The organism is Alicyclobacillus hesperidum, assembly GCF_900107035.1.
GTDB lineage: Bacteria > Bacillota > Bacilli > Alicyclobacillales > Alicyclobacillaceae > Alicyclobacillus > Alicyclobacillus hesperidum.
Genome location: NZ_FNOJ01000004.1, coordinates 120,885 through 140,647, shown reverse-complemented (window position 1 = coordinate 140,647; position 19,763 = coordinate 120,885). Strand labels below are relative to the sequence as shown.

17 protein-coding genes and 7 tRNA genes are annotated in these 19,763 nt (G+C 55.4%); 4 read left to right on the top strand and 20 right to left on the bottom strand.

The window, feature by feature from the left end; genetic code table 11:
• Nucleotides 1-130 precede the first annotated feature (130 nt).
• Nucleotides 131-1,717, top strand: coding sequence for a putative polysaccharide biosynthesis protein (locus BLU70_RS04455; protein WP_074692398.1), 1,587 nt, complete (start codon nt 131-133; stop codon nt 1,715-1,717).
• A gap of 16 nt (nt 1,718-1,733) precedes the next feature.
• Here BLU70_RS04455 and galE read toward each other — a convergent pair whose 3' ends face one another.
• Entirely contained in the window at nt 1,734-2,771 is a 1,038-nt protein-coding gene (gene galE / locus BLU70_RS04450; RefSeq protein WP_192811478.1) for a UDP-glucose 4-epimerase GalE, read from the bottom strand.
• A gap of 273 nt (nt 2,772-3,044) precedes the next feature.
• On the opposite strand from galE, the gene BLU70_RS04445 reads away from it, so the two are divergent.
• Complete coding sequence (locus tag BLU70_RS04445) at nt 3,045-3,830, top strand: C40 family peptidase (RefSeq protein ID WP_237716486.1); 786 nt, start codon at nt 3,045-3,047, stop codon at nt 3,828-3,830.
• Nucleotides 3,831-3,881: 51 nt separating this feature from the next.
• On the opposite strand, the gene BLU70_RS04440 is transcribed toward BLU70_RS04445, so the two are convergent.
• Together BLU70_RS04440 and BLU70_RS04435 are read right to left on the bottom strand one after the other, a co-directional pair.
• Nucleotides 3,882-5,384, bottom strand: a complete 1,503-nt coding sequence (locus BLU70_RS04440) for a spore germination protein (RefSeq protein ID WP_074692396.1) — start codon at nt 5,382-5,384, stop codon at nt 3,882-3,884.
• A gap of 85 nt (nt 5,385-5,469) precedes the next feature.
• A complete protein-coding gene (locus BLU70_RS04435) occupies nt 5,470-5,721 on the bottom strand; it encodes a hypothetical protein (protein ID WP_040290183.1) in 252 nt (83 codons plus the stop codon).
• Between the two features lie 171 nt (nt 5,722-5,892).
• Between BLU70_RS04435 and BLU70_RS04430 the strand changes: the two genes are divergently transcribed.
• A complete protein-coding gene (locus tag BLU70_RS04430) occupies nt 5,893-6,330 on the top strand; it encodes a VOC family protein (RefSeq protein WP_006447679.1) in 438 nt (145 codons plus the stop codon).
• A 196-nt stretch (nt 6,331-6,526) separates the two neighbouring features.
• Here BLU70_RS04430 and BLU70_RS04425 read toward each other — a convergent pair whose 3' ends face one another.
• From BLU70_RS04425 to miaB, 15 genes are all read right to left on the bottom strand, one after another.
• The gene (locus BLU70_RS04425; protein WP_040290186.1) at nt 6,527-7,315 is read right to left on the bottom strand and encodes an enoyl-CoA hydratase/isomerase family protein; all 789 of its coding nucleotides are present in this window, start codon (nt 7,313-7,315) and stop codon (nt 6,527-6,529) included.
• Nucleotides 7,316-7,424: 109 nt separating this feature from the next.
• Nucleotides 7,425-7,500, bottom strand: a tRNA-Val gene (locus BLU70_RS04420).
• Nucleotides 7,501-7,504: 4 nt separating this feature from the next.
• Nucleotides 7,505-7,580, bottom strand: a tRNA-Thr gene (locus BLU70_RS04415).
• 12 nt (nt 7,581-7,592) lie between these two features.
• Nucleotides 7,593-7,667, bottom strand: a tRNA-Asn gene (locus BLU70_RS04410).
• Between the two features lie 5 nt (nt 7,668-7,672).
• Nucleotides 7,673-7,748, bottom strand: a tRNA-Ala gene (locus BLU70_RS04405).
• 9 nt (nt 7,749-7,757) lie between these two features.
• A tRNA-Trp gene (locus tag BLU70_RS04400) sits at nt 7,758-7,833 on the bottom strand.
• Between the two features lie 7 nt (nt 7,834-7,840).
• A tRNA-Tyr gene (locus BLU70_RS04395) sits at nt 7,841-7,925 on the bottom strand.
• Nucleotides 7,926-7,930: 5 nt separating this feature from the next.
• A tRNA-Thr gene (locus tag BLU70_RS04390) sits at nt 7,931-8,006 on the bottom strand.
• A 91-nt stretch (nt 8,007-8,097) separates the two neighbouring features.
• A complete protein-coding gene (gene hfq / locus BLU70_RS04385; protein ID WP_040290189.1) occupies nt 8,098-8,358 on the bottom strand; it encodes an RNA chaperone Hfq in 261 nt (86 codons plus the stop codon).
• Nucleotides 8,359-8,388: 30 nt separating this feature from the next.
• Nucleotides 8,389-9,357: a tRNA (adenosine(37)-N6)-dimethylallyltransferase MiaA gene (gene miaA / locus BLU70_RS04380; protein ID WP_074692393.1), complete on the bottom strand. Its 969-nt coding sequence runs from the start codon at nt 9,355-9,357 to the stop codon at nt 8,389-8,391.
• The gene (locus BLU70_RS04375) at nt 9,354-10,160 is read right to left on the bottom strand and encodes a class I SAM-dependent methyltransferase (protein WP_143027480.1); all 807 of its coding nucleotides are present in this window, start codon (nt 10,158-10,160) and stop codon (nt 9,354-9,356) included. The genes miaA and BLU70_RS04375 overlap by 4 nt, the downstream gene beginning before the upstream one ends.
• Nucleotides 10,160-12,028 (bottom strand): DNA mismatch repair endonuclease MutL, encoded by a 1,869-nt coding sequence (mutL, locus tag BLU70_RS04370; protein ID WP_074692390.1) that lies wholly within the window; start codon nt 12,026-12,028, stop codon nt 10,160-10,162. Before mutL ends, BLU70_RS04375 begins: the two co-directional genes overlap by 1 nt.
• Nucleotides 12,010-14,754, bottom strand: coding sequence for a DNA mismatch repair protein MutS (mutS, locus tag BLU70_RS04365; protein WP_244885118.1), 2,745 nt, complete (start codon nt 14,752-14,754; stop codon nt 12,010-12,012). Before mutS ends, mutL begins: the two co-directional genes overlap by 19 nt.
• A complete protein-coding gene (locus BLU70_RS04360; protein WP_083341149.1) occupies nt 14,678-15,127 on the bottom strand; it encodes a YlbF/YmcA family competence regulator in 450 nt (149 codons plus the stop codon). Before BLU70_RS04360 ends, mutS begins: the two co-directional genes overlap by 77 nt.
• A complete protein-coding gene (gene miaB, locus BLU70_RS04355; RefSeq protein ID WP_074692382.1) occupies nt 15,124-16,617 on the bottom strand; it encodes a tRNA (N6-isopentenyl adenosine(37)-C2)-methylthiotransferase MiaB in 1,494 nt (497 codons plus the stop codon). The genes BLU70_RS04360 and miaB overlap by 4 nt, the downstream gene beginning before the upstream one ends.
• Nucleotides 16,618-16,720: 103 nt before the next feature.
• Between miaB and BLU70_RS04350 the strand changes: the two genes are divergently transcribed.
• On the top strand, nt 16,721-16,969 hold the full coding sequence (locus BLU70_RS04350) for a hypothetical protein (RefSeq protein WP_006447688.1): 249 nt from the start codon (nt 16,721-16,723) through the stop codon (nt 16,967-16,969).
• A gap of 12 nt (nt 16,970-16,981) precedes the next feature.
• Here the strand turns inward: BLU70_RS04350 and BLU70_RS04345 are convergent, their stop codons facing one another.
• Both BLU70_RS04345 and BLU70_RS04340 read right to left on the bottom strand, forming a co-directional pair.
• The gene (locus BLU70_RS04345; protein WP_074692381.1) at nt 16,982-18,262 is read right to left on the bottom strand and encodes a YheC/YheD family endospore coat-associated protein; all 1,281 of its coding nucleotides are present in this window, start codon (nt 18,260-18,262) and stop codon (nt 16,982-16,984) included.
• Nucleotides 18,263-18,306: 44 nt separating this feature from the next.
• Nucleotides 18,307-19,761, bottom strand: coding sequence for a putative amidoligase domain-containing protein (locus tag BLU70_RS04340; RefSeq protein ID WP_074692379.1), 1,455 nt, complete (start codon nt 19,759-19,761; stop codon nt 18,307-18,309).
• Between the last annotated feature and the right edge of the window lie 2 nt (nt 19,762-19,763).

Here is a 19,763-nt window from a genome sequence, read left to right as displayed (position 1 = left end):
AGAACCTGGCTATCGCTCAGATTGTCCACCCATATGGGCTAGTGGCAGGTGAAAATATGTTCTTGTGGTCTTTGTCCGCGCCTTCGGACATACCCTATCTATGCAATCTAGAGCGATTGAAGGGATAGCTATGCCAAAACAGTCGTTTCTCCAAGGCGCTGTCGTGATGGCCGCAGCAGGCGTCGCGACCAAGGCGATGGCGATGACCATTCAGATTGTCATCGCCAGACAGTTGGGGGCTCAAGGGTTTGGGCTATTTCAAACCATCAACCCGCTGTTCTTCTTTCTTCTCACGATCTCGACGTTCGCTCTGCCACCTGCTCTCTCGAAAGTCATTGCGGAGAACCTGGCGCTCGGGCGTTACGGGAAAGCCCGCAGAGCATGGCGAATAGCCAACGTTACGGTGCTCATCCTGTCGACGAGCGTTTGCATTGCCGCGCTGGCGATAGCGCCCGATATCGGACGGCATTGGCTGGATGCCCGCGCAATCCCTGCATTCATTGGCGCGATGTTTCGGATCCCGGTCGTTTGTTTATCCTCGGTGATGGCTGGGTATTACATGGGGATTCAAAACCAGACCCCGCCAGCTGCGGCGTGGGTCGTCGAAACGGCGGTTCGAACAGCGGCGACCATCCCACTTGTCATTTGGTTGAATCATTACGGAATTGCCTACGGGGCATTGGGGATTATGATGGGGGCAGGCCTCGGCGAAACAGCCGGCTACCTGTTCATGCTCTGGAAATACATACGCCGCGATCGACATGCACTCACACCCCGGGATGGACGGTTGCCGTCGTCAACCGTGGGAAAAGCGGATGGCGTCGTGCGCGATCTCGCTGCCGTTGCAGCTCCGACGACGATGACCAACGTCATTGGCATTGTGGCATTTGCCGCGGAGCCGGCTGTTATGTACGCCGCCTTTGCCGCGTCTGGAATTGCCAAGACCAGTGCAACGACCTTGTACGGTGCGTTCGCGATGGCAATAGAGCTTTTGTTCTTGCCAACCGTGCTCTCCTCGGCCATTTCGTCCGTCGTCATACCCGCGGTCTCCGAAGCCGCCGCGTTGCGGGACGAACGGCTGGTGACGCGTCGTTTGAATCAAGCTGTGCAAGCCACGGCATTCATTGCATTTCCAGCGATGATGTTCTTCATGCTCGCCGGGCACGATGCTGCGCTCACCATTTATCGCGATCACCTCGCTGGTGAACTTCTTGCCTACCTGGCGCCGACATGCGCGTTTTTGTACGTGCTCGACCCGCTTTCAGCCGTTCTGCAAGGATTAAACAAAGCCGCCGTCTCGACTTTTATCTCCGTCGTGACAAGTTCGATCCGGATCGCCGGCATCTATTATTTCGTCGCGATCGCGCACGACGGCATTTACGGTGTAGCAACCGCCGTGGCGATTAGCGGGATCGTCAGCTGCATGCTGAGCATCTTGTGTGTCCGCCGCTATGTGACCTTGTGGATCAACTTCACGAATATCGGAAAAATGCTGATTGCCGCTGCGGCCGCGTCAATTCCCATCCACGAAATCCAGCATGCATTCCGCTTTGCCACGCCCTGGTTGCAAGTCGCTTGCTCCGGGATCGTCGGTATCCTCGTATACTTTATCGTCGCGGTATACTTGCGGATCGCACGCCCGGAGCAAATCGTCAAAATTCCGTTTATCGGGCCTCTGTTGGCATATGCCATGGGGCGCATGCCCTTTCTTACCTGAGCCCGAGCGGGCGCGCTTATTCGCCGTACCCGTTTGGGTTTTGACTTTGCCAATGCCAAGTGTCCGCACACATATCGGCCAGTGATTTCGTGGCTTGCCAACCGAGGATCCGTTGTGCCTTTGTCGGATCGGCAAAGCTACGCGCCGCATCGCCTGGCCGCCGCGGTCCGATATGATAAGGAATGCGCACACCGGACGCCTGTTCAAACGCGTGTACGACTTCAAGAACGCTTGAACCTTTACCCGTACCCAGGTTGAAAGCTTCCGCACCGGTATGGTTCATCACCCAGGCCAAGGCTTTCACGTGCCCATCCGCCAGGTCCATCACGTGGATGTAATCGCGAATTCCGGTCCCATCAGGCGTATCGTAATCGCCACCATGAACGGTCAATTCCGCACGTTTACCGACGGCAACTTGCGCGACATAGGGTACGAGGTTGTTCGGAATTCCCTGTGGGTCCTCCCCGATACGACCGCTGGCATGCGCGCCCACAGGATTAAAATACCGAAGCAGTGCCGCGCCAAATTGCTCGTCCGCAACAGCCAAATCGCGCAAAATTTGCTCGATCATCGCCTTTGTCTGCCCGTACGGGTTGACAGGCGCAATCGGCATGTCTTCGCGCAACGGAACTTGTTCTTGGGCACCGTATACGGTCGCAGAGGAACTGAAAACAATCTTTTTGACCCCGTGCTTTTGCATCGACTTGCACAGATTGATGGTACTCACAAGATTGTTTTCATAGTAGCGCAGAGGTTGTGCAACCGATTCGCCGACCGCCTTGAGGCCTGCAAAATGAATGACCGCTTCAATGTTGCTCTCAGCAAAGACGGCATCCAAATCCTCCTGATTGAGCATGTTCACACTATGTAAGGAAAATGTCTTGCCGGTGATCTCCTGCACGCGCGATAGTGCCTCCGGCTTGCTGTTGGTAAAGTTGTCGACCGCGACAATGTCGTAGCCTGCATTTAACAGCGAGACGCATGTGTGCGATCCGATATACCCAGCTGCTCCCGTCACAAGAATCAAGCACGCCACCTCCAAAAGGCTATCCATCATGACCACTATACCGAATTTTGTTTGGAACATCACCATCACGACGCCCCGCCTGGCAACATCATGGAAACGTCGCAAGGAATTTGATACTCACATTCCCTCTTATTCTACCATTTATATATCCCATGAAAGTTATACGCATGCTATGATCAGAAAGGAAACGAGATCTCAGAATACCAAAATGAATCCATGAGATCCGTTACTGGAATGGGATCATTGACGTTCCATCCCATTCATCGAATACCAGACCAAGGATAGAGGGAGGCACTTGGCATGAAGCTTAAAGCCGTATCTGCATCCATTGTCGCCGCATGTGCAGCTCTGTCGCTGGGCAGTTCCGTAGCTATGGCAGGCACGTCGACAGGCGTAGGAAGCATCCCCACCAGCGGTGGACAAAACGTGACACAACCCGCTGTGCAAGTTCTGCATAGTGCTTATATCATTCGACAGCCAAGGCTCTATTCTGGCCGCATTCAGTTGGAACCTGTAGGCACAGAATTAAAGCTTCTTGCTGGCGGCAATCGCTATTGGTATCATGTGCAGGCTCCGGACGGAAAAACCGGGTATATCACGACAACCTCCTACTACACAAAGCAAGTGAATCAAGTTATTTTCTCCTTGCCGCCTGGCGTGACGCTTGATCCCTCGATTACGCCGATTGCCCCCATCACGGCGTCCAACGCCGCAAAATTTGCCGCAATATTGCAAGTTGCACAAAGCAAATTGGGCACTCCCTATCGGCTCGATCACAACGAAGATCGCGGACAATATGGGTTTGACTGCTCCAACTTCGCAGAGTATGTGTACCATCACGCGCTTGGATATTCGTTTACAACGTCATCGATAAAGCAGTATCAATCGGTTGGCACACCTGTTCCGATTTCCGACATGCAGCCAGGTGACCTATTGTGCTTTAACGACGGCGGGCACGTCGGCATTTATATCGGCAACGGCCAAATGATCCAATGTGGCGGAGGGCTTGCGAAAGTAGGCTATCTCAGCGTCGCTCCCGGATCGTATTGGTACAACCATCTATCGGCTGTAAAACGAATGTTTTAAATCTTCCAGCACTTAAAAACGGCGGAGCTTACACGGCCCCGCCGTTCGGTATTATTTCAAACGACCGCGCTTGCGTTTGAGGATTTCGGGTACACCTGCAAGATCCTGACTGGGCCACCTGACAACGAGGTCGCGCAGACCATTTTTCCAGCGGAAAGGGATCAACGGCCACAAGTACGGCTTACCAAACGACTTCGTGAACAGGAGCAAAGCCAGCCACGTCGCCGTACCAATGATAAACCCACCCCAGTTCAGCACCGCCGTCCATAACATGATCCACAACCGTGACAATTGGTTGGCCGATGCCAGTTCAAACGAGGTCGTCGCATACTGCGCGATCATGACAAAGCCCATGTACACCAGAACTTCCGGTTGCAACAAGTGGATCGTGGTGGCAAATTGGCCGAACAATAATGCCGACACAATGCCGATGGCCGACGACATCGGCACAGGCGTGTTGAGGACGGCAAACCGTAAGACGTCGAGCGCGAACTCCGCCAATAGCAATTCGGCCCATAACGGCATCGGATCGTTTCGAGTCGCCATAAAGAACAGTGCCCAATGCGGAAGGATCCCTGGGTGTTGGTTCGCCAACAAAAACGCGCCAGGCAAAAAGATACTCATGAACACCGCAATCGCGATCACCCAACGTAAATAGGTACCGACGAGCGGGAAAGAGTGATACTCCTGAGGATGCTGAATGTGTTGGAAGAACGTCGTTGGCGCAATGATGACTTCCGCCGTCGTATCGACGACAATGCAAACTTGTCCCTCAAGAAGTGCCGTCGCTGCAACATCTGGACGCTCCGTGTAACGGACAATGGGATATGGGTTCCATTTGACCTTGCCGATCAAATCGACCAACTGTTGTTCCCCCATCATCATGCCACCGGTCTTGACCCCGCGAATGAGCTCGCGGATCGAAGCGACCGTATCCTCGTCCGCAACATCCTTGATATACATCAAACTGACGTCCGTCTGCCCGCGATCACCAATCTGGTACAGTTCGTTACGCAGCCTTGGGTCGCGCAGACGACGTCGGATGAGCGTCGTGTTCATCAGCATCGTTTCCGTAAACCCGTCGTGGTTGCCCCGGACAACGCGCTCGATCATCGGCGGTGAAATGCTGCGCATCGGATAGACGCGGGTGTCGATATTCAACACCTTATCGTAACCATCGATAAACGTGACCAACGGCCCCGATAAAATGAATCGCACCGCGTCCGACATCTGGTCAATCACTTGAACCTGCACAAAGTCGATATGCGTGTTCAAGTAAAATACAAGGTCCTCAATCGTGTAGTCCTCGCCCTCATGTTGCCGTTCAAATTCTTCGACACATTTATGAAAACTGTCGAGGATCAGGACGACGTTCATCGTGAGGAAAAAGCCGTTTGTCACATACGACATCATATTGAGTTTGCCGTAGCGGAACGGCTTGGCCATGATGTCCCAAGTGGTGCCGATGCCAAGCAACTGATTAATGTAATTGACGTTGTCCTGCAGATTACGACTGACAGGTTGCGTCGGAACCGGTTCTACATGCTGCTGCATATCACATATTCCTCCAAATGACGTTCTCGGATCTTATCCATGCCATTTCGAAGGACATTTTATGTACGGGTATTAGGCGCCTGGCTTAGCGTCCAGCCGCCGCCACCCGAGCCTGAATCTGTTCTTGTTCCGGGACAATGATGAAAAACGCTAGAAGGACAAAGACCACTCCCCACGCCACCCATTCTTTAGTCGCATTCTCTTGTTCACGGCGCGTTGAGCGTGCCATGATGTCGAGGTTGGCCAACGTAAGGAGAATTAAGAATACGAAGAGTCCGTGCCGCGCGGATTCTTCCGCGCGTCGCCAGGACTCTTGCGATTGCATCGGTTGTACCACGAATCTCCCTCCAGACGACAGCGACATAGCCGATTATATGCACGGACCTGTTCTTTGCGATATGCACAAACAGCCACACAAACAACCGCCTATGTGGTAACATGCAAACAGTGTACAAGATGCTTCCAGGAAGGAATGGCTTTTCTCGCCCTGGGCGACAGGAGATGAAATATGAAGGTTCATCGGATCGACCACGTGAGTCTCAATGTTCAGGATCTCCAAGCCGCTACATCCTTTTTTGTCGATTTGGGTCTTGTGGTACAAGCGGAATGGGAAATGGAAGGAGAATGGTTGGATCACGTTCTTGGCCTTACGGGTGTGAAAACTGCATGTGTTGCATTGGGAACAGCAGATGGACAAACATGGATTGAACTTGTCAAATATAAAGCGCCATCCGAAGAACCTGAGATCTCAAAGCCCAAGATCAATACACTGGGCATCCGACATCTTGCATTTGTGGTGGAAGATATCGATACCATCGTCAACAATCTGAAAAAGAAAGGCATAGAACTTTTTAGCGAGGTACAACAGTATCAGGAAAGTTATAAGCTATGCTTCGTTCGTGGACCGGAGGGCGTAATTTTGGAACTGGCGCAACGAATGACATGAAAACATGGGTTTTCCTCGGCAACAACCTTTCGTGACCGAACAAATTTGACGAAGGGGATCAGACCTAAAAAGACCTCCCGTGACGCTCCATTTGTTCGTCCGCAACCCACGGGAGGCCGATGGCCATGCGTAGCCGGTCTAGATATTCTTATTCCCCGCTCCTCCACGAAATTGGCTCGCGAAAGCAGCCACTGAGCTATTCTCCCCGAAATACAGGCTTTCGTTTGTCAACAAAGGCTTGGATCCCTTCCTGCACATCTTTCGTACCGAAACATTGCTTAATCAGACTAAACTCTTCTTTAAGAATCGTTGTCAAATCCGCATCAAGGCTTGCAACAAGCAGTCTTTTCGAAAATGTCATCGCGATTGGCGGGCCAGACGCTAGTTCCCGTGCGACATGTGAGACCTGTTCGTGGAACACATCATCGGAGAAAATCCCATTTACCAGTCCAATTCGTTCCGCTTCTTCGGGGTAGATATCTCGTCCTGTCAGAATGAGTTCACAAGCCTTTGCCTGTCCGACCAACCGCGGCAGAAAATACGTCATACCTGCGTCAGGGCTTAGGCCACGGCGAATGTACCCCGTTGTGAGCCGTGCACTTGCTGACATAAAACGCATGTCGCAGGCCAGAGCTAGCGCAAGTCCAGCACCAGCTGCAATCCCATTTACCGCGGCGATCACCGGTTTATCACAGTGCACAATCGCCAATGCCTGCCGACCCACCCAGCCCAGTTCGTCCAATTGATGGTGCCGCGATGTTGCGGATGATTGTCTCTGTGAGAAGTCTATCAGGTCAAGCCCAGCGCAAAAACCACGGCCGCTCCCCGTAATGACAACGACACGGACTTCGTCATCAGCAGAGGCCTCCTCAAGCGCCTGAATCAGTTCGCAACTTAGTGGATCATGGATAGCATTCAGACGTTCAGGTCTGTTCAATGTCAGTGTACGCACGCCTTCCTTCGTTTCGACCACAAGATGCTCCATCTTCACCCCTCCTCAACCGATGATTGTCCCTAGAGGATTCTTGCAATGTCACAATACTAGCTTACAATAAAAAAATCCCTTATTGACAAGGGATTTCAACATTTCTGTATGGTGGGCGTTGACGGGCTCGAACCGCCGACCCTCTGCTTGTAAGGCAGATGCTCTCCCAACTGAGCTAAACGCCCGCACTGGAGCTCCCAACCAGGCTTGAACTGGTGACCTCATCCTTACCATGGATGCGCTCTGCCAACTGAGCTATGGGAGCAACACATAAAAATGGCTCCCCGAGTAGGATTCGAACCTACGACCCTCCGGTTAACAGCCGGATGCTCTACCGCTGAGCTATCGAGGAACATTTGGTGGAGGTAGACGGATTCGAACCGACGACCCCCTGCTTGCAAGGCAGGTGCTCTCCCAGCTGAGCTATACCCCCAAATGGAATTGGCAGGGGCGGCAGGATTCGAACCCACGACATGCGGTTTTGGAGACCGCCGTTCTACCAACTGAACTACGCCCCTATAGACTTGGTGGAGGGAGAAGGATTCGAACCTTCGAAGCATTCCGCAACGGATTTACAGTCCGCCCCATTTGGCCACTTTGGTATCCCTCCAAAACTGGAGCCAGCGACAGGAATCGAACCCGCGACCTACTGATTACAAGTCAGTTGCTCTACCTACTGAGCTACGCTGGCACCGTGGCGACAGGTATTAAATTAGCACAGAACGGCCTCCCTTGTCAACCACCTCATCGACAAAGAATTCACTTTCACGGCTCATGGAGTATCAGGCGTTCCCCGCATCCCCATCGGCAGCCGGTTCTGCTTGCGTTAAAGTCACTTGGCGCATCGGAATGAACGTGGAGATAGCATGCTTGTAGATCATCTGTTGCTTGCCTTCCGCCTCGACAACAATCGTAAAATTATCAAACGCCCGGACGACACCGCGGATTTGAAAACCGTTTACGAGATACACAATCACAGGAATGCGATCTTTGCGCACCTGATTCAAAAATGTATCTTGAATATTCAATGGGGTTTTGGACATCGTTCGTTCACACTCCATTCTGCAGGTCTATTATGTATTCGGGGGAGATTGTGAATTCTCCTTCAAAAAGTCGTCGATCGTGCTCCATAATCGCGTCTCTTCACCCGATGCAAAGTCGCCGGATTCCGTCTTCTCGAACCAAACCACCCGCGGATCGCGGCGGAACCAGGACAACTGCCGCTTAACAAAGCGCCTGGTATTGCGTTGGATGGTCGCAATCGTCTCCAGCTCGCCAACCTCCCCGGCCAGCATGGCAACCACTTCTTTGTAGCCAATGGCCTGTAGCGATGTGGCACTCGGCGAAAGGCCTGATGCCAAAAGGCGCCGCACCTCGTTTGGAAGCCCGGCTTGCCACATGTGCAACACGCGCTGATCGACACGTCGGTATAATGCGTCCCGCTCCATGGTAAGGCCGATGAGCAATGTGCGATAACGTCCGCCACGGACAGACCAGTCATAGTTTGCAGACATGGGGGCACCAGCAGCATCTGCCACCTCGAGAGCACGAATGACGCGTTTGACGTCGTTTGGGTGTAACTGCTCTGCGCGCGCTGGATCCCGTTGCTGCAGTACCTCATAAAGAGCCCTTGGGCCGTGCTCGGCCAAGTATTGTTGCCAATGTGCGCGGATTTCGTCCGTCTCTGGCGCGTCGACAAAATCGAGATCGTCTGTAAGAGCACGAATATAAAGGCCTGTTCCGCCACAGACGACAGGCAGGTGACCGCGCCCTGCAACGTCTAAGATAACCTCATCAGCCGCATGTTTCCAACGCGCTACTGTGTACTTGTCCGCCGGATCCACGATGTCAATAAGGTGGTGCACAACATCCTCCATTTCCGCCTTTGTCAGCTTGGCCGTGCCGATATCCATACCGCGGTACACCTGCATGGAGTCGGCCGAAACCACCTCCCCACCATACCGCTTAGCCACCGCAACCGCGAGATCACTCTTGCCAATAGCCGTTGGCCCTACAATACAAACGATGGAAATGCGCTTCATACGTACTTCCTCCACACGCCGTACGCGAACTGCCCACGAGGTCGATCCGGCGTCAGCCCAAACTGTTCAAATACCCCGGACTGCGGCCGTTCCTTGACCACCACCACACGCCGAGCGACGCGCCTCGCCTCGCTGATGACCTCATCGCGCAATGGCTGTGGCGACGCCGCCTGGCGAAGCGGCACGATCGACGGAGAATTTGCAGTCGGCTGTCGAAACATTGGATCGAAATACACCACATCGACACTGTCGTCAGGCTGCTGCCGCAGCCACGTAAGATGGTCACACTCCAGCACCTCGATCCGCCGCAACAAACCGGCCGCGTCGGGGTACGCCTTGCATCCACAGTGCTGTACGGCCTGCATGAGTCTTGCCACCAACGCCGATTGTTCGATGCCCACGACGTGGCCGTTCATTCCAACAGCATCGGCGAAGACGATGGCATCGCTGGCGAGTCCCAACGTACCATCGACGATCACGTCGCCCGGCTGTACGCCTGCCGCGCGTAAAAGCCGATCTGGTTCACCGCGTCGATGGCGTCGATCCAGTCGCTGAGCTGCCATACTCGGGTGAAAAAACAGCGCGTGCGACGCGCCCCGCATGTGGATGCGCGCCGGATCCGCAACTGCGACTACGGCCGAAAACCGTTCTAGCAACTCGTCCAGGCTACGATCTCCGCGCTTCACATAAGGAAGCCGAAATATCCGGGCAAGCTCTGTAGCTCTGGCGACCTGCCAAACAGCCGGGTCGCGAGGCGTGGTCACAACCGCCTGCGCCATCAACTCCGCATCCGAGACGCCCATCAGACAATCCTCCGAAATGCACGTTCCAATTCCCCGTTGGTCATTCGCACAAAAATGGGACGCCCATGCGGGCAATGAAACGGATCTTGGCATTTGACCAGCGACCTGCAGAGCGCCTCCATTTCTGGCTGCGATAGCGTCCAATTGGCCTTGATCGCCGCTTTACACGCGCGCGTCGCGACAGATTGGCGCATCTGTTCGATCACACTGTCTCCCCGCAGCGCCTTTAGGTCATCAAATACCTCGACAGCCAAGCGTTGCACATCAAGTCCCTGCCATATGTCGGGAACCGCCCGCACGACAACCTGCTGCGCGCCAAACGGCTCGTATGTCAATCCCATGTTAGCAAGTTCTTGTTGTACCTCCATAGCCCGCTCAAACACGACCGGTGGCAAAGTCAATTCGAGGGGCGCCAACAACGGCATCGCAAAGACTCCACGATCGCGCAATTTCTGCGAAAAATCTTCATATAGCACGCGCTCGTGCGCGGCGTGCTGATCGATGATATACAGCGATTCCCCGTCGTCTGCGAGTATGTACATTCCTAGTGCCTGCCCAATGGGGCGTAAAGACCATTCTGTCGGCCGCTCGTCGCGAATCGTCTCATGCGGACTTGTTACAGCCGCAAAAGGTTCCTCATGCGCAAGTGGATCTACGACTTGGTCCCTGGCTTCGCCTGGGAGTCCAGATTTCGGCGCAGACTCATTCGGACGATACACTTCTGTCAAGCCTTCGCGAACCGCCTTGTCACTCTGTACAGGCGTCTGGGACGGCCTTGCCGGTGCCGCCTGCGCATCCCTTGCACCCCGCCAGTCTAACGCCAGTGGCTGAACAGATGTCACGTGCGGTTGCCGAGCACGAACCGGCGTCGCGGCAAGCAAGGTGCCATCAAGTGCTGTAGCCACAGCCTGGCTGACCAGCCGCGTCACGTCCGGCTCCTCGCTAAAGCGGACCTCTGCCTTGTGCGGGTGAACGTTGACGTCGACCAGGCTCGGATCCATCTCGATGTATAGCGCATACATCGGATGTTTGCCCACCATGAGACGATTTTGATAGCCTTGAACGACTGCCTGATGAATGCCTGGGTGGCGGATGGGACGACCGTTGACAAAAAGATGCGCGTAACCTCGGGAGGAACGGGCTTGCGTCGGGCGTCCAATCACCCCGTAAACACGATAATCGTTCGACGCCGCATGCACATCGAGCATCTGCTTGGCCTCGCCGACGCCGTACAACGCGGCAAGCACCGCCCGCACATCCCCATTGCCAGGCGTCTGAAACAAAACATGATGCTCTGTTTGGCAGGAAAACGCAACATCCGCTCGCGACAAAGCCGCCTGCTGCACGACTTCCACGGATCTCGCCTGTTCCGTCTGCACGGTGCGCAAGTACTTTAACCTGGCCGGCGTGTTATAAAACAAATCGCGTACTTCAATGCGGGTACCCACAGGTGCACCGACCTTTTCCAACGGTCCCATCTCACCCCCGTCGACGGCTACGCGCACAGCCGTTTCGGCTCCAACTGCGCGCGTCGTCAAGCGGACGCGTGCCACGGCCGCAATGGACGCCAGCGCCTCCCCGCGAAATCCAAGCGTGCGGATACGGACGAGATCGCGCGGCTCATAGACTTTGCTCGTCGCATGCCTGCGAAACGCCAAAGCAGCGTCCTGCTCGTCCATGCCTTGACCGTCGTCGATCACGACGATCTCCGCAATCCCGCCTTCCCGCAGATGCACCTGAATCGCTCGCGCCCCGGCATCGAGACTGTTTTCAATCAATTCCTTGACGCACGAAGCAGGGCGCACCACGACCTCGCCAGCCGCGATTTGGTTGGCGAGCGCAGCAGTCATCAGTTGGATGTGTCCCACGAAACGAGCTCCCTCGCTTTCTCAATCGCCCGGTAGAACTCATTCATCGCATCAAGCGGGGTCATCCGCATAACATCTTGCCCCGCAAGCCACTCGACAAAAGAACGGTACGGACCTGCGAACAAGGCGAGATCGGAGATATTGCCACCTGGAAGCCGAGCCTCATGTTGGGTTGCAGGCGGATTTACCGCAGCCGTTGCAGCAGCTTCTCGCACGCTGTGGGGGACATCGACTTGTGCATGCTCGCGTGCGAGCAACAACTCTTGTGCTCTGTCGATGACATGCTTTGGCAAACCGGCAAGACGAGCCACCTGAATGCCATAGCTGCGATCGGAGGGACGCATCATCACCGTGTGCAAGAAACGAATGCCACTACCGGTCTCCTCGACCGCCAACGACTGATTACGAACACAGGAAAACGACTCCGAAAACGCGGTTAACTCGTGGTAATGCGTAGCAAACATCGTCAGTGGGCGCTCCGAGCGCGTCGCCAAATCCTCAAGTACAGCCTCGGCGATGGAGAGGCCATCGTAAGTCGACGTACCGCGGCCGATTTCATCGAGGAGAATCAGACTTCGCCCCGTGGCAAGGCGCAAAATTTCAGCCAACTCCGTCATTTCCACCATAAATGTGCTTTGTCCACGACCGAGATCGTCCGACGCCCCGATGCGCGTGAACAGCTTGTCGACGATGCCGATGCGGGCTCGCGTCGCAGGTACAAAACCACCCATTTGCGCGATCGCGCAAATGACGGCCGTTTGTCGCATATAGGTGCTCTTACCGCCCATATTCGGTCCTGTGAGCAAGATGATATGTTCCTCTGGCGTAAGCAACGTGTCGTTTGGCACGAAATCCGCGCCGACATGAGCTTCGACGACAGGATGTCTTCCCGCTTCGATCTCGATGCCGACGCCGTCGACCATCTCAGGCCGCACGTAGCGACGCTTGTTTGCGACATGCGCGAGAGTCGCCAAGACGTCAATCTGCGCGATGGCCTCCGCCCACTGTTGAATCCCCGCGCTTGCGGCCAGAACGCGATCACAGAACGACCGAAACAGCCCTTCTTCAAACGCAACCGCTCGCTCTTGCGCCGAGACGATTTCCGCTTCGCGCTCTTTCAGTGCAGGCAACACGAACCGTTCGGCGGCGGCCAGCGTCTGTCTGCGCTCGTACTCGGCTGGCACACTAGCCAAATTCGCCTTCGACACCTCGATGTAATAACCGAACACTTTGTTATAGCCGACCTTCAACGACTTGATGCCAGTGCGTTCGCGCTCTGACTGTTCAAGCTCGCGTAGCCAAGCACGACCGGACGACTGCAAAGAGCGCAATCTGTCGAGTTCAGCGTGAACACCGTCGCGAAACATGCCGCCATCCCGTATCGTCGCAGGCGGATCGTCAACCAGTTGGACAAACGCGTCCTCATAAAGGGGAACCAAATCCGGTAGCGCGTCGACAATCCGCATCAGAAGGCTTGGCGCTGCTGGTGTCCGAACGATGTCCACGACTTGACGGGCGGCTCTCAGCGACTGCGCAAGCGCGAGCAAATCGCGCGCATTTGCGCTGCCGAACGAAAAGCGCGCCAACAGCCTCGCCATATCGTGGATACCGCGCAACACCTCGCGCACTTCCTCGCGCAGAATGAAGTCTTGATAGAAATAGTCGACCGCGTCGTGACGCGCTTCGATGTCAGCCTTCTTACAAAGCGGGCGCTCCAACCACGCCTTTAACATGCGGCTGCCAGCCGCAGTAGCCGTCTCATCAAGCAAATCGAGCAGCGAGCCTTTGCGGGCGCGATCGCGCGCGGTGGCTGTCAACTCAAGATGAAGAATGGCCGCCTGCGTCAACAGCATGTGATCTGCTTCGAACAAAGGCCGTGGCGCCTGCAGGTGTGCAAGCTGTGTCTTCTGCGTCTCTTCAATGTAGGCTAATGCCATATCACAAGCGGTGCGTGCCGGGGAGGCTGTGTCTATGCCCAAGACCTCCGGCTGCCCGACGAGGTATTGTTTTTCAAGGTACCCCTTGGCCCCTAGCTGGCGCCGCGTGAGCACTACCTGTTCTTCCGAAACATAACGTGCGAGCGGCTCAGGCATTTCTGCGCCCTGTGCCATAAGCAGTTCAATGGGCGCAAGGCGGCGCAACTGCTCGACGCACTCCCCGCAGCCACCTTCGCCAAAGAGCACCTCGCCGGTGCCCACATCGACAAAACAAACCCCCGCTTTGTCTCCCGCCGCAACAAAGGACGCGAGGAAGCGGTTTGCCTGTTCGTTGGCCAACGCCGTTCCAGGCGTGACAATGCGAACAATCTCCCGCTGTACGAGGCCTTTGGCCGTCTTTGGATCCTCAACCTGCTCACAGATGGCCACGCGAAAACCGTGGTCAATGAGGCGCTCCAAATATGACTCCAACGCGTGATACGGAACTCCGCACATCGGAATCCGCCCAGCTTCCCCTGCGTCGCGTCCCGTGAGCGTGATATCAAGCGCCCGGCTCGCGACAACGGCATCTTCAAAAAACAGTTCATAAAAGTCGCCAAGTCGAAACATCAGCAACGTGTCCTCGAGCGTTGCCTTGATTTCCTGATATTGACGCATCATCGGCGTCAGGCTCATCGAGCTTCCCCCCGTGGACAATTCAGCGCTGCCAACATCAATGCCCACCACACGATCCGCCACAGCCCCCGCTGGAACACCCTCCGGATCCACACTGGCGCGGCCCGCGCTCAACCGGAAGTTGCTCCCGCAAACGCGCCAACATGATGAGCGTGACCTCCTGAAGCAAGCCATTGAGCTCGTCCTGCGCCGCCTTGTACTGAAGGGCGACTGGAATGTCTGCCAGCCTGTCCCACAACGCGTCCGTCTCTGCCTTCATCCTCTGATACTTCTCGTGTTTCTCGCCAAGTCGGTCCTTCAGGGTCAAGAGGGCGTTCGTTTTGCGCTTCAACTCGTCGAACAGCTTCTGCGCCTCGACATGGCGCTCCATCTTTGCGCGGGCTTGCCAGAACGACTTGGCTTCCTCCGAACCGGCAATGGCGGCTGCAATGGCATCCGCCTTAGCAAGCAGCAGCACGCGGTTCGTGTCCTTTTCTATCACGCTCACGATACCACCTCGTTGGCTTGCACCAACCTACCCTTGAGCAAAAACGTCTGTGGCTCCGTGATCTCCACCTGCACATGTTGACCGCGCAACGACAAGTCCCCAGGAAACAGCACCAAACGGTTGCCTCGCGTGCGCCCCGACAACACATCGCGGTTGGTTCGGCTCTCGCCTTCGACCAACACTTCGACGATTTTGCCTTGCAGCGCCTGATTGTGGCGCAAGCTAATTTCGTACTGCACTTCGTTTAGACGCCGCAACCGGTCTTTCTTCTCAGCCTCCGTGGCACTGTCCGGGAAGTTGGCAGCCGGTGTATTCTCGCGCGGCGAATAGATGAACGTAAACGCGTTGTCGAATTCGACCTCGCGCACTAAAGCCAATGTGTCTTGGAAATGCGCTTCGGTTTCCCCAGGAAAGCCGACGATGATGTCGGTCGTTAACGACACGTTCGGAATTTTGGCGCGAATTTTGTCCACGAGCTTCAGATAGTACTCGCGCGTGTGTGACCGATTCATGCGGCGGAGAATTTCGTTATTCCCTGACTGCACAGGCAGATGGATGTGCTCCGCAACGTGCTCCGATTCCGCAATCGCCTCAATCAATTCATCCGTAAAATTCCATGGATTCGAGGTGGTAAACCGTATGCGGTCAATGCCCGGAATTTCGTTGACCCGGCGCAACAGCTGCGCAAAGTTGACGGTACCAAGGTCGACGCCATAGTCATTGACATTTTGTCCAAGCAGCGTGATTTCGCGAAATCCTTCAGCAACCAATTGCTCAACTTCTGCGACGATGTCCTCTGGCAAGCGGCTGCGTTCAACACCGCGAGTATAAGGAACGATGCAATACGTGCAAAACTTGTTGCAACCATATTGGATATTTACCCAGGCGCGAATGCTATCCTTGCGCAACTTCGGCCAGTCTTCAACGGTTTCTGGCGCCTTGTCCCAGACCTCCATCACTGTCTCTGTCGATGCCTTCGCAGCATGCAATAGAGCGGGCAAACGATGGATGTTATGTGTTCCAAAGACGAGATCGACCCAAGGGAACTTTTCGCGGACCATCTTTTGCACGCCCGCCTCCTGTGCCATACAGCCACAGAGGCCAAACAGCAACTCAGGGTTGCGGTTTTTCAAGGGGCGGAGGCGGCCAATTTCGCCGAACACCTTGTCCTCCGCGTTTTCGCGCACAGCACAGGTATTAAACAGGATAAAGTCGGCGTCCGCCTCCGATGACGCCGCCTCATACCCCATAGCCGTTAAAAGCCCGGCCATGACCTCCGTATCGTGCTCGTTCATCTGGCAGCCATAGGTCAGGATCTGAAAGCGGTACGGCGAACCGTCGGCTTTGCTGCCCACACGATAATTCTTTGTAAGCTCCTCTATGTCATACGACACGCGCTGCGCCTGATTTGGCCTGTGTGTCTGCCCAAATGTGAGACCCAGCCCCTGCTCTAGGCGCCCTTCGCGTGCCAATTTAATCAAATTTTCCACCGTTCAACACTCCGTCCGAAGTATATTCGGTTGTCATTGCACATCTATCCCTACATGATACCATAAGCAGTAAGCGTCTCACACGGTATTTGGAGGAATTGCAATGTCGGACAAGCTGAATATCCCAACGTTCGAAGTGTATACGTCGTATCAGGAAGAGCGGTTTGACGGCGCCATCGTCGCGCCAGACAAGTTATCCTACGCGAGCGATTTCCCGGATATCGACAAAATCATCCGCGCTCATCAAGCCATCCTGGTGTATGACAGCAAGTGGCATTACATACCGTTTCACCAACTGCGCTCCATCACAAAAGGCAAGCGCCGCTTTGCGCTGCCCTGGCCGCTTGTGTGACCAGACGTTGTGTCAATTGTGGCCGGCCAGATAGCGCAACCGGTCGATCACGCCTGTCAACGAAGCGGATCGAATCTGTGGTTCGTCAAACTTCATGGGTTTTGCATTCGCCTCAAAAAACCACGGCTTACCTGTTGGATCGATACCTATATCCATCGACATCTCGCCGAGCCGGCCACCATACTCGGTGTCGATTGCCTGTGCGGCCCGCAGTACAAATACTTCCAATTCTGCCTCGACCTGCGAGGCATCGCCGCCAAACGCCTGCCTGAGCACAGTTTTGGCGTTGGCAATCGAACCTCCATTAGGCACGTGTGTCGTGATCCGCCCTTTGCCACTTACGCGCACGCCGTAGCCAACGACGCGCCAAGTGTCTGCGCTTTTTTGGAGTAGTACGCGAAAGTCACAGGGTTTTTCGTCGACTTCGAGCAATCGGATGGCTTCCTGCAGAACATATTGGCCTCGTACCTTCTCACGTTGGACGATCCGCCAGAGTTCGTCGTCTCCCGCCGCGGTAAAATGAGCTGTCCGCCCATCTTTCAACACAGCAACGGTATATCCGTGAGGCATTGTATCAATGCGCATCATCCCATGACCCACGCTGCCACCGGCAGGTTTTAGATATACCGCCTGATGGCGCCTGCACATCGCCACAAGCGCGTCTCGGGTCAGCCGGCCCCGCGTGTCGGGAAGATTGCCATCCAAGCCATGACGACGGATCATGTCATAGATGTGCGACTTGTGAAAATACGACGGATTGTACATTGGAATTGCCAATTCCGCGAGCGTCTGCCGAGCCCGAACAGTACTTGCTCGCCCCTCCAACGCGCGGGTGGGAATGCGATTGTACACTGCCTGTGGACGCGGCACAGGCAAGGCAATCCATCTTCGATAGCCCAACCGGACATAGCCTTGCCACTGGGCATGCAAACGGACGCCTGTGGTCGGCACGACGTATACGAAGACCCCCGCCTTGCATCCTGCCTCAATCACATCGCGAAAATTGAGGCGCGCCCCGGCAAAGCCGTCTTTCCCCTCGCCGGCCAAAATCGCGTACACCTCGCCGACGATATGAACGTCTTTGCCACTCATCGCAAGCCTCGTTGGCGCTCGATAGACGATGCCTTCTGGCAGTGATTGCAGGATGGGCCATCTGCCGTCGACATGCGCGAACTTGGCAGACGCCGGCCACGCACCTTTGAATGGCGGACGCCTGTTGCCCACGTAGACAGCCGGCGTAACGGCGCCATGTTGACGAAACCAAATCAGTTCCGCATTCATCTCTTTACTCACGGCTTGAACCTCATTTCCCTGCACTGGTGTCTACCTAAGCCTGCTCAACGAACCTTGCGCAGCCGGCGCTTTGCCGGTGTCGTACGCACCAAAGGTACATCCCACTCGCGCCGGACATCTCGCGTTTCATCCCACGTCTGCCCTGCTTCGACCATGGCGAACAGGGGTTCTACATATTCCCGGTACTGGGCGTAGGCGCTGTGCATCCGCAATGCCTCGATGTTGCGCAGGATAAGCGGGCGCAAGGTTTGCAATTGCCCATTGTAGAAGGCCACCTGTGTCTGCGTAGAATAAAGGTCGAACAGTGGCAGATCGCGGTAATGTAACGCAACCATATGCGCCAGGTGGTACGCCGCCACCGTGGCCGTTTGACTGCACACAAAACTGGCCGGTGTTCTGTACTCAAATCCCCCGTAATCCTTGCGCCGCACGTCGCCGAGAAATCCGTATTTAGGACGCCTCCATCCTGCCCGCGTGCGATCTTCCACTGCCATCAGTGGCAGCCCAACATAGTGATCGAGCGCCTTCACGAGTCGGCTCGAGAGTGGCACGCCAGAAAAATGGATGTGGCCGCCTGTGCAATACGGACGAAACGGCATGCTGCCAGCGCGCCACTCCACGTTCGCACGGTTGATTTTCTCGCTCGCTTCGCGCATGGTCGCTCGCAAATTCAAGATGAGTCCGTTCGGATGCGAGTCGGGTGCAGGACGCAACTCCATCAAGGGCAACCGCTTGCCATCGAAATTGACGCTCCGGTCGTCACACCCAATCCGCCCGCGACGCGGAAAATAGTTGCTTGCCAGAACCATTTTCCCTTGGGCATTGCGTAACATCACTTCGACGTCTGTACCTAACACAAGGTTTGTCGTCCCACCGCGGCGCGCCTGTTCTTCGCGTTCGACAAACCGCGTGATGGCATCGCGGTACAACTCCAGTAAACGCCCTTCCAAGATAGGCGTCGCACTCACGTCCAGCACTTGCAGCAAACCTTTATCCGAAACACCGATACTGACAAGACCGAAATCCAGTCCAAGCGCATGCATCGTGCGCGTCGCTAAGTATGTCGCGCGCTTGGTTTGGTTGTCCGCATCGAGTGAAATTTCGTCGAAAGAGGCATGAATGCGAGAAATGCGCGTCTGCGTCCAATTGACGCCAGAGTCTGAACGGAAACAGCCAAGCGGCTCGAAGTCAAACAATGGGATCCGATACTGCCGGCCAAACGATGCGGGCATCCCTTCGCGATTCGTGCGGGCGGCAACGCGCACGCCAACGCGTCGCAAAAACTTGGCCATCTGCGCTCGCGACGCGACTCGGGCAATGGCATCTTTGCTGTTTAACACGGCGCCTTGCACCGGATCGCTCTCGTCGACTGCTCCCCAGCGCAGGAGCACATCCCGGTCTGTCACGCGATTGCTCGCTACGTAGCGCGTGAGCTCGGGCACGTGAGCAATCAAACGTTTGGCAGAGGGCTGGTTGTTGTGGAGCAGGTAGTATGCCATGG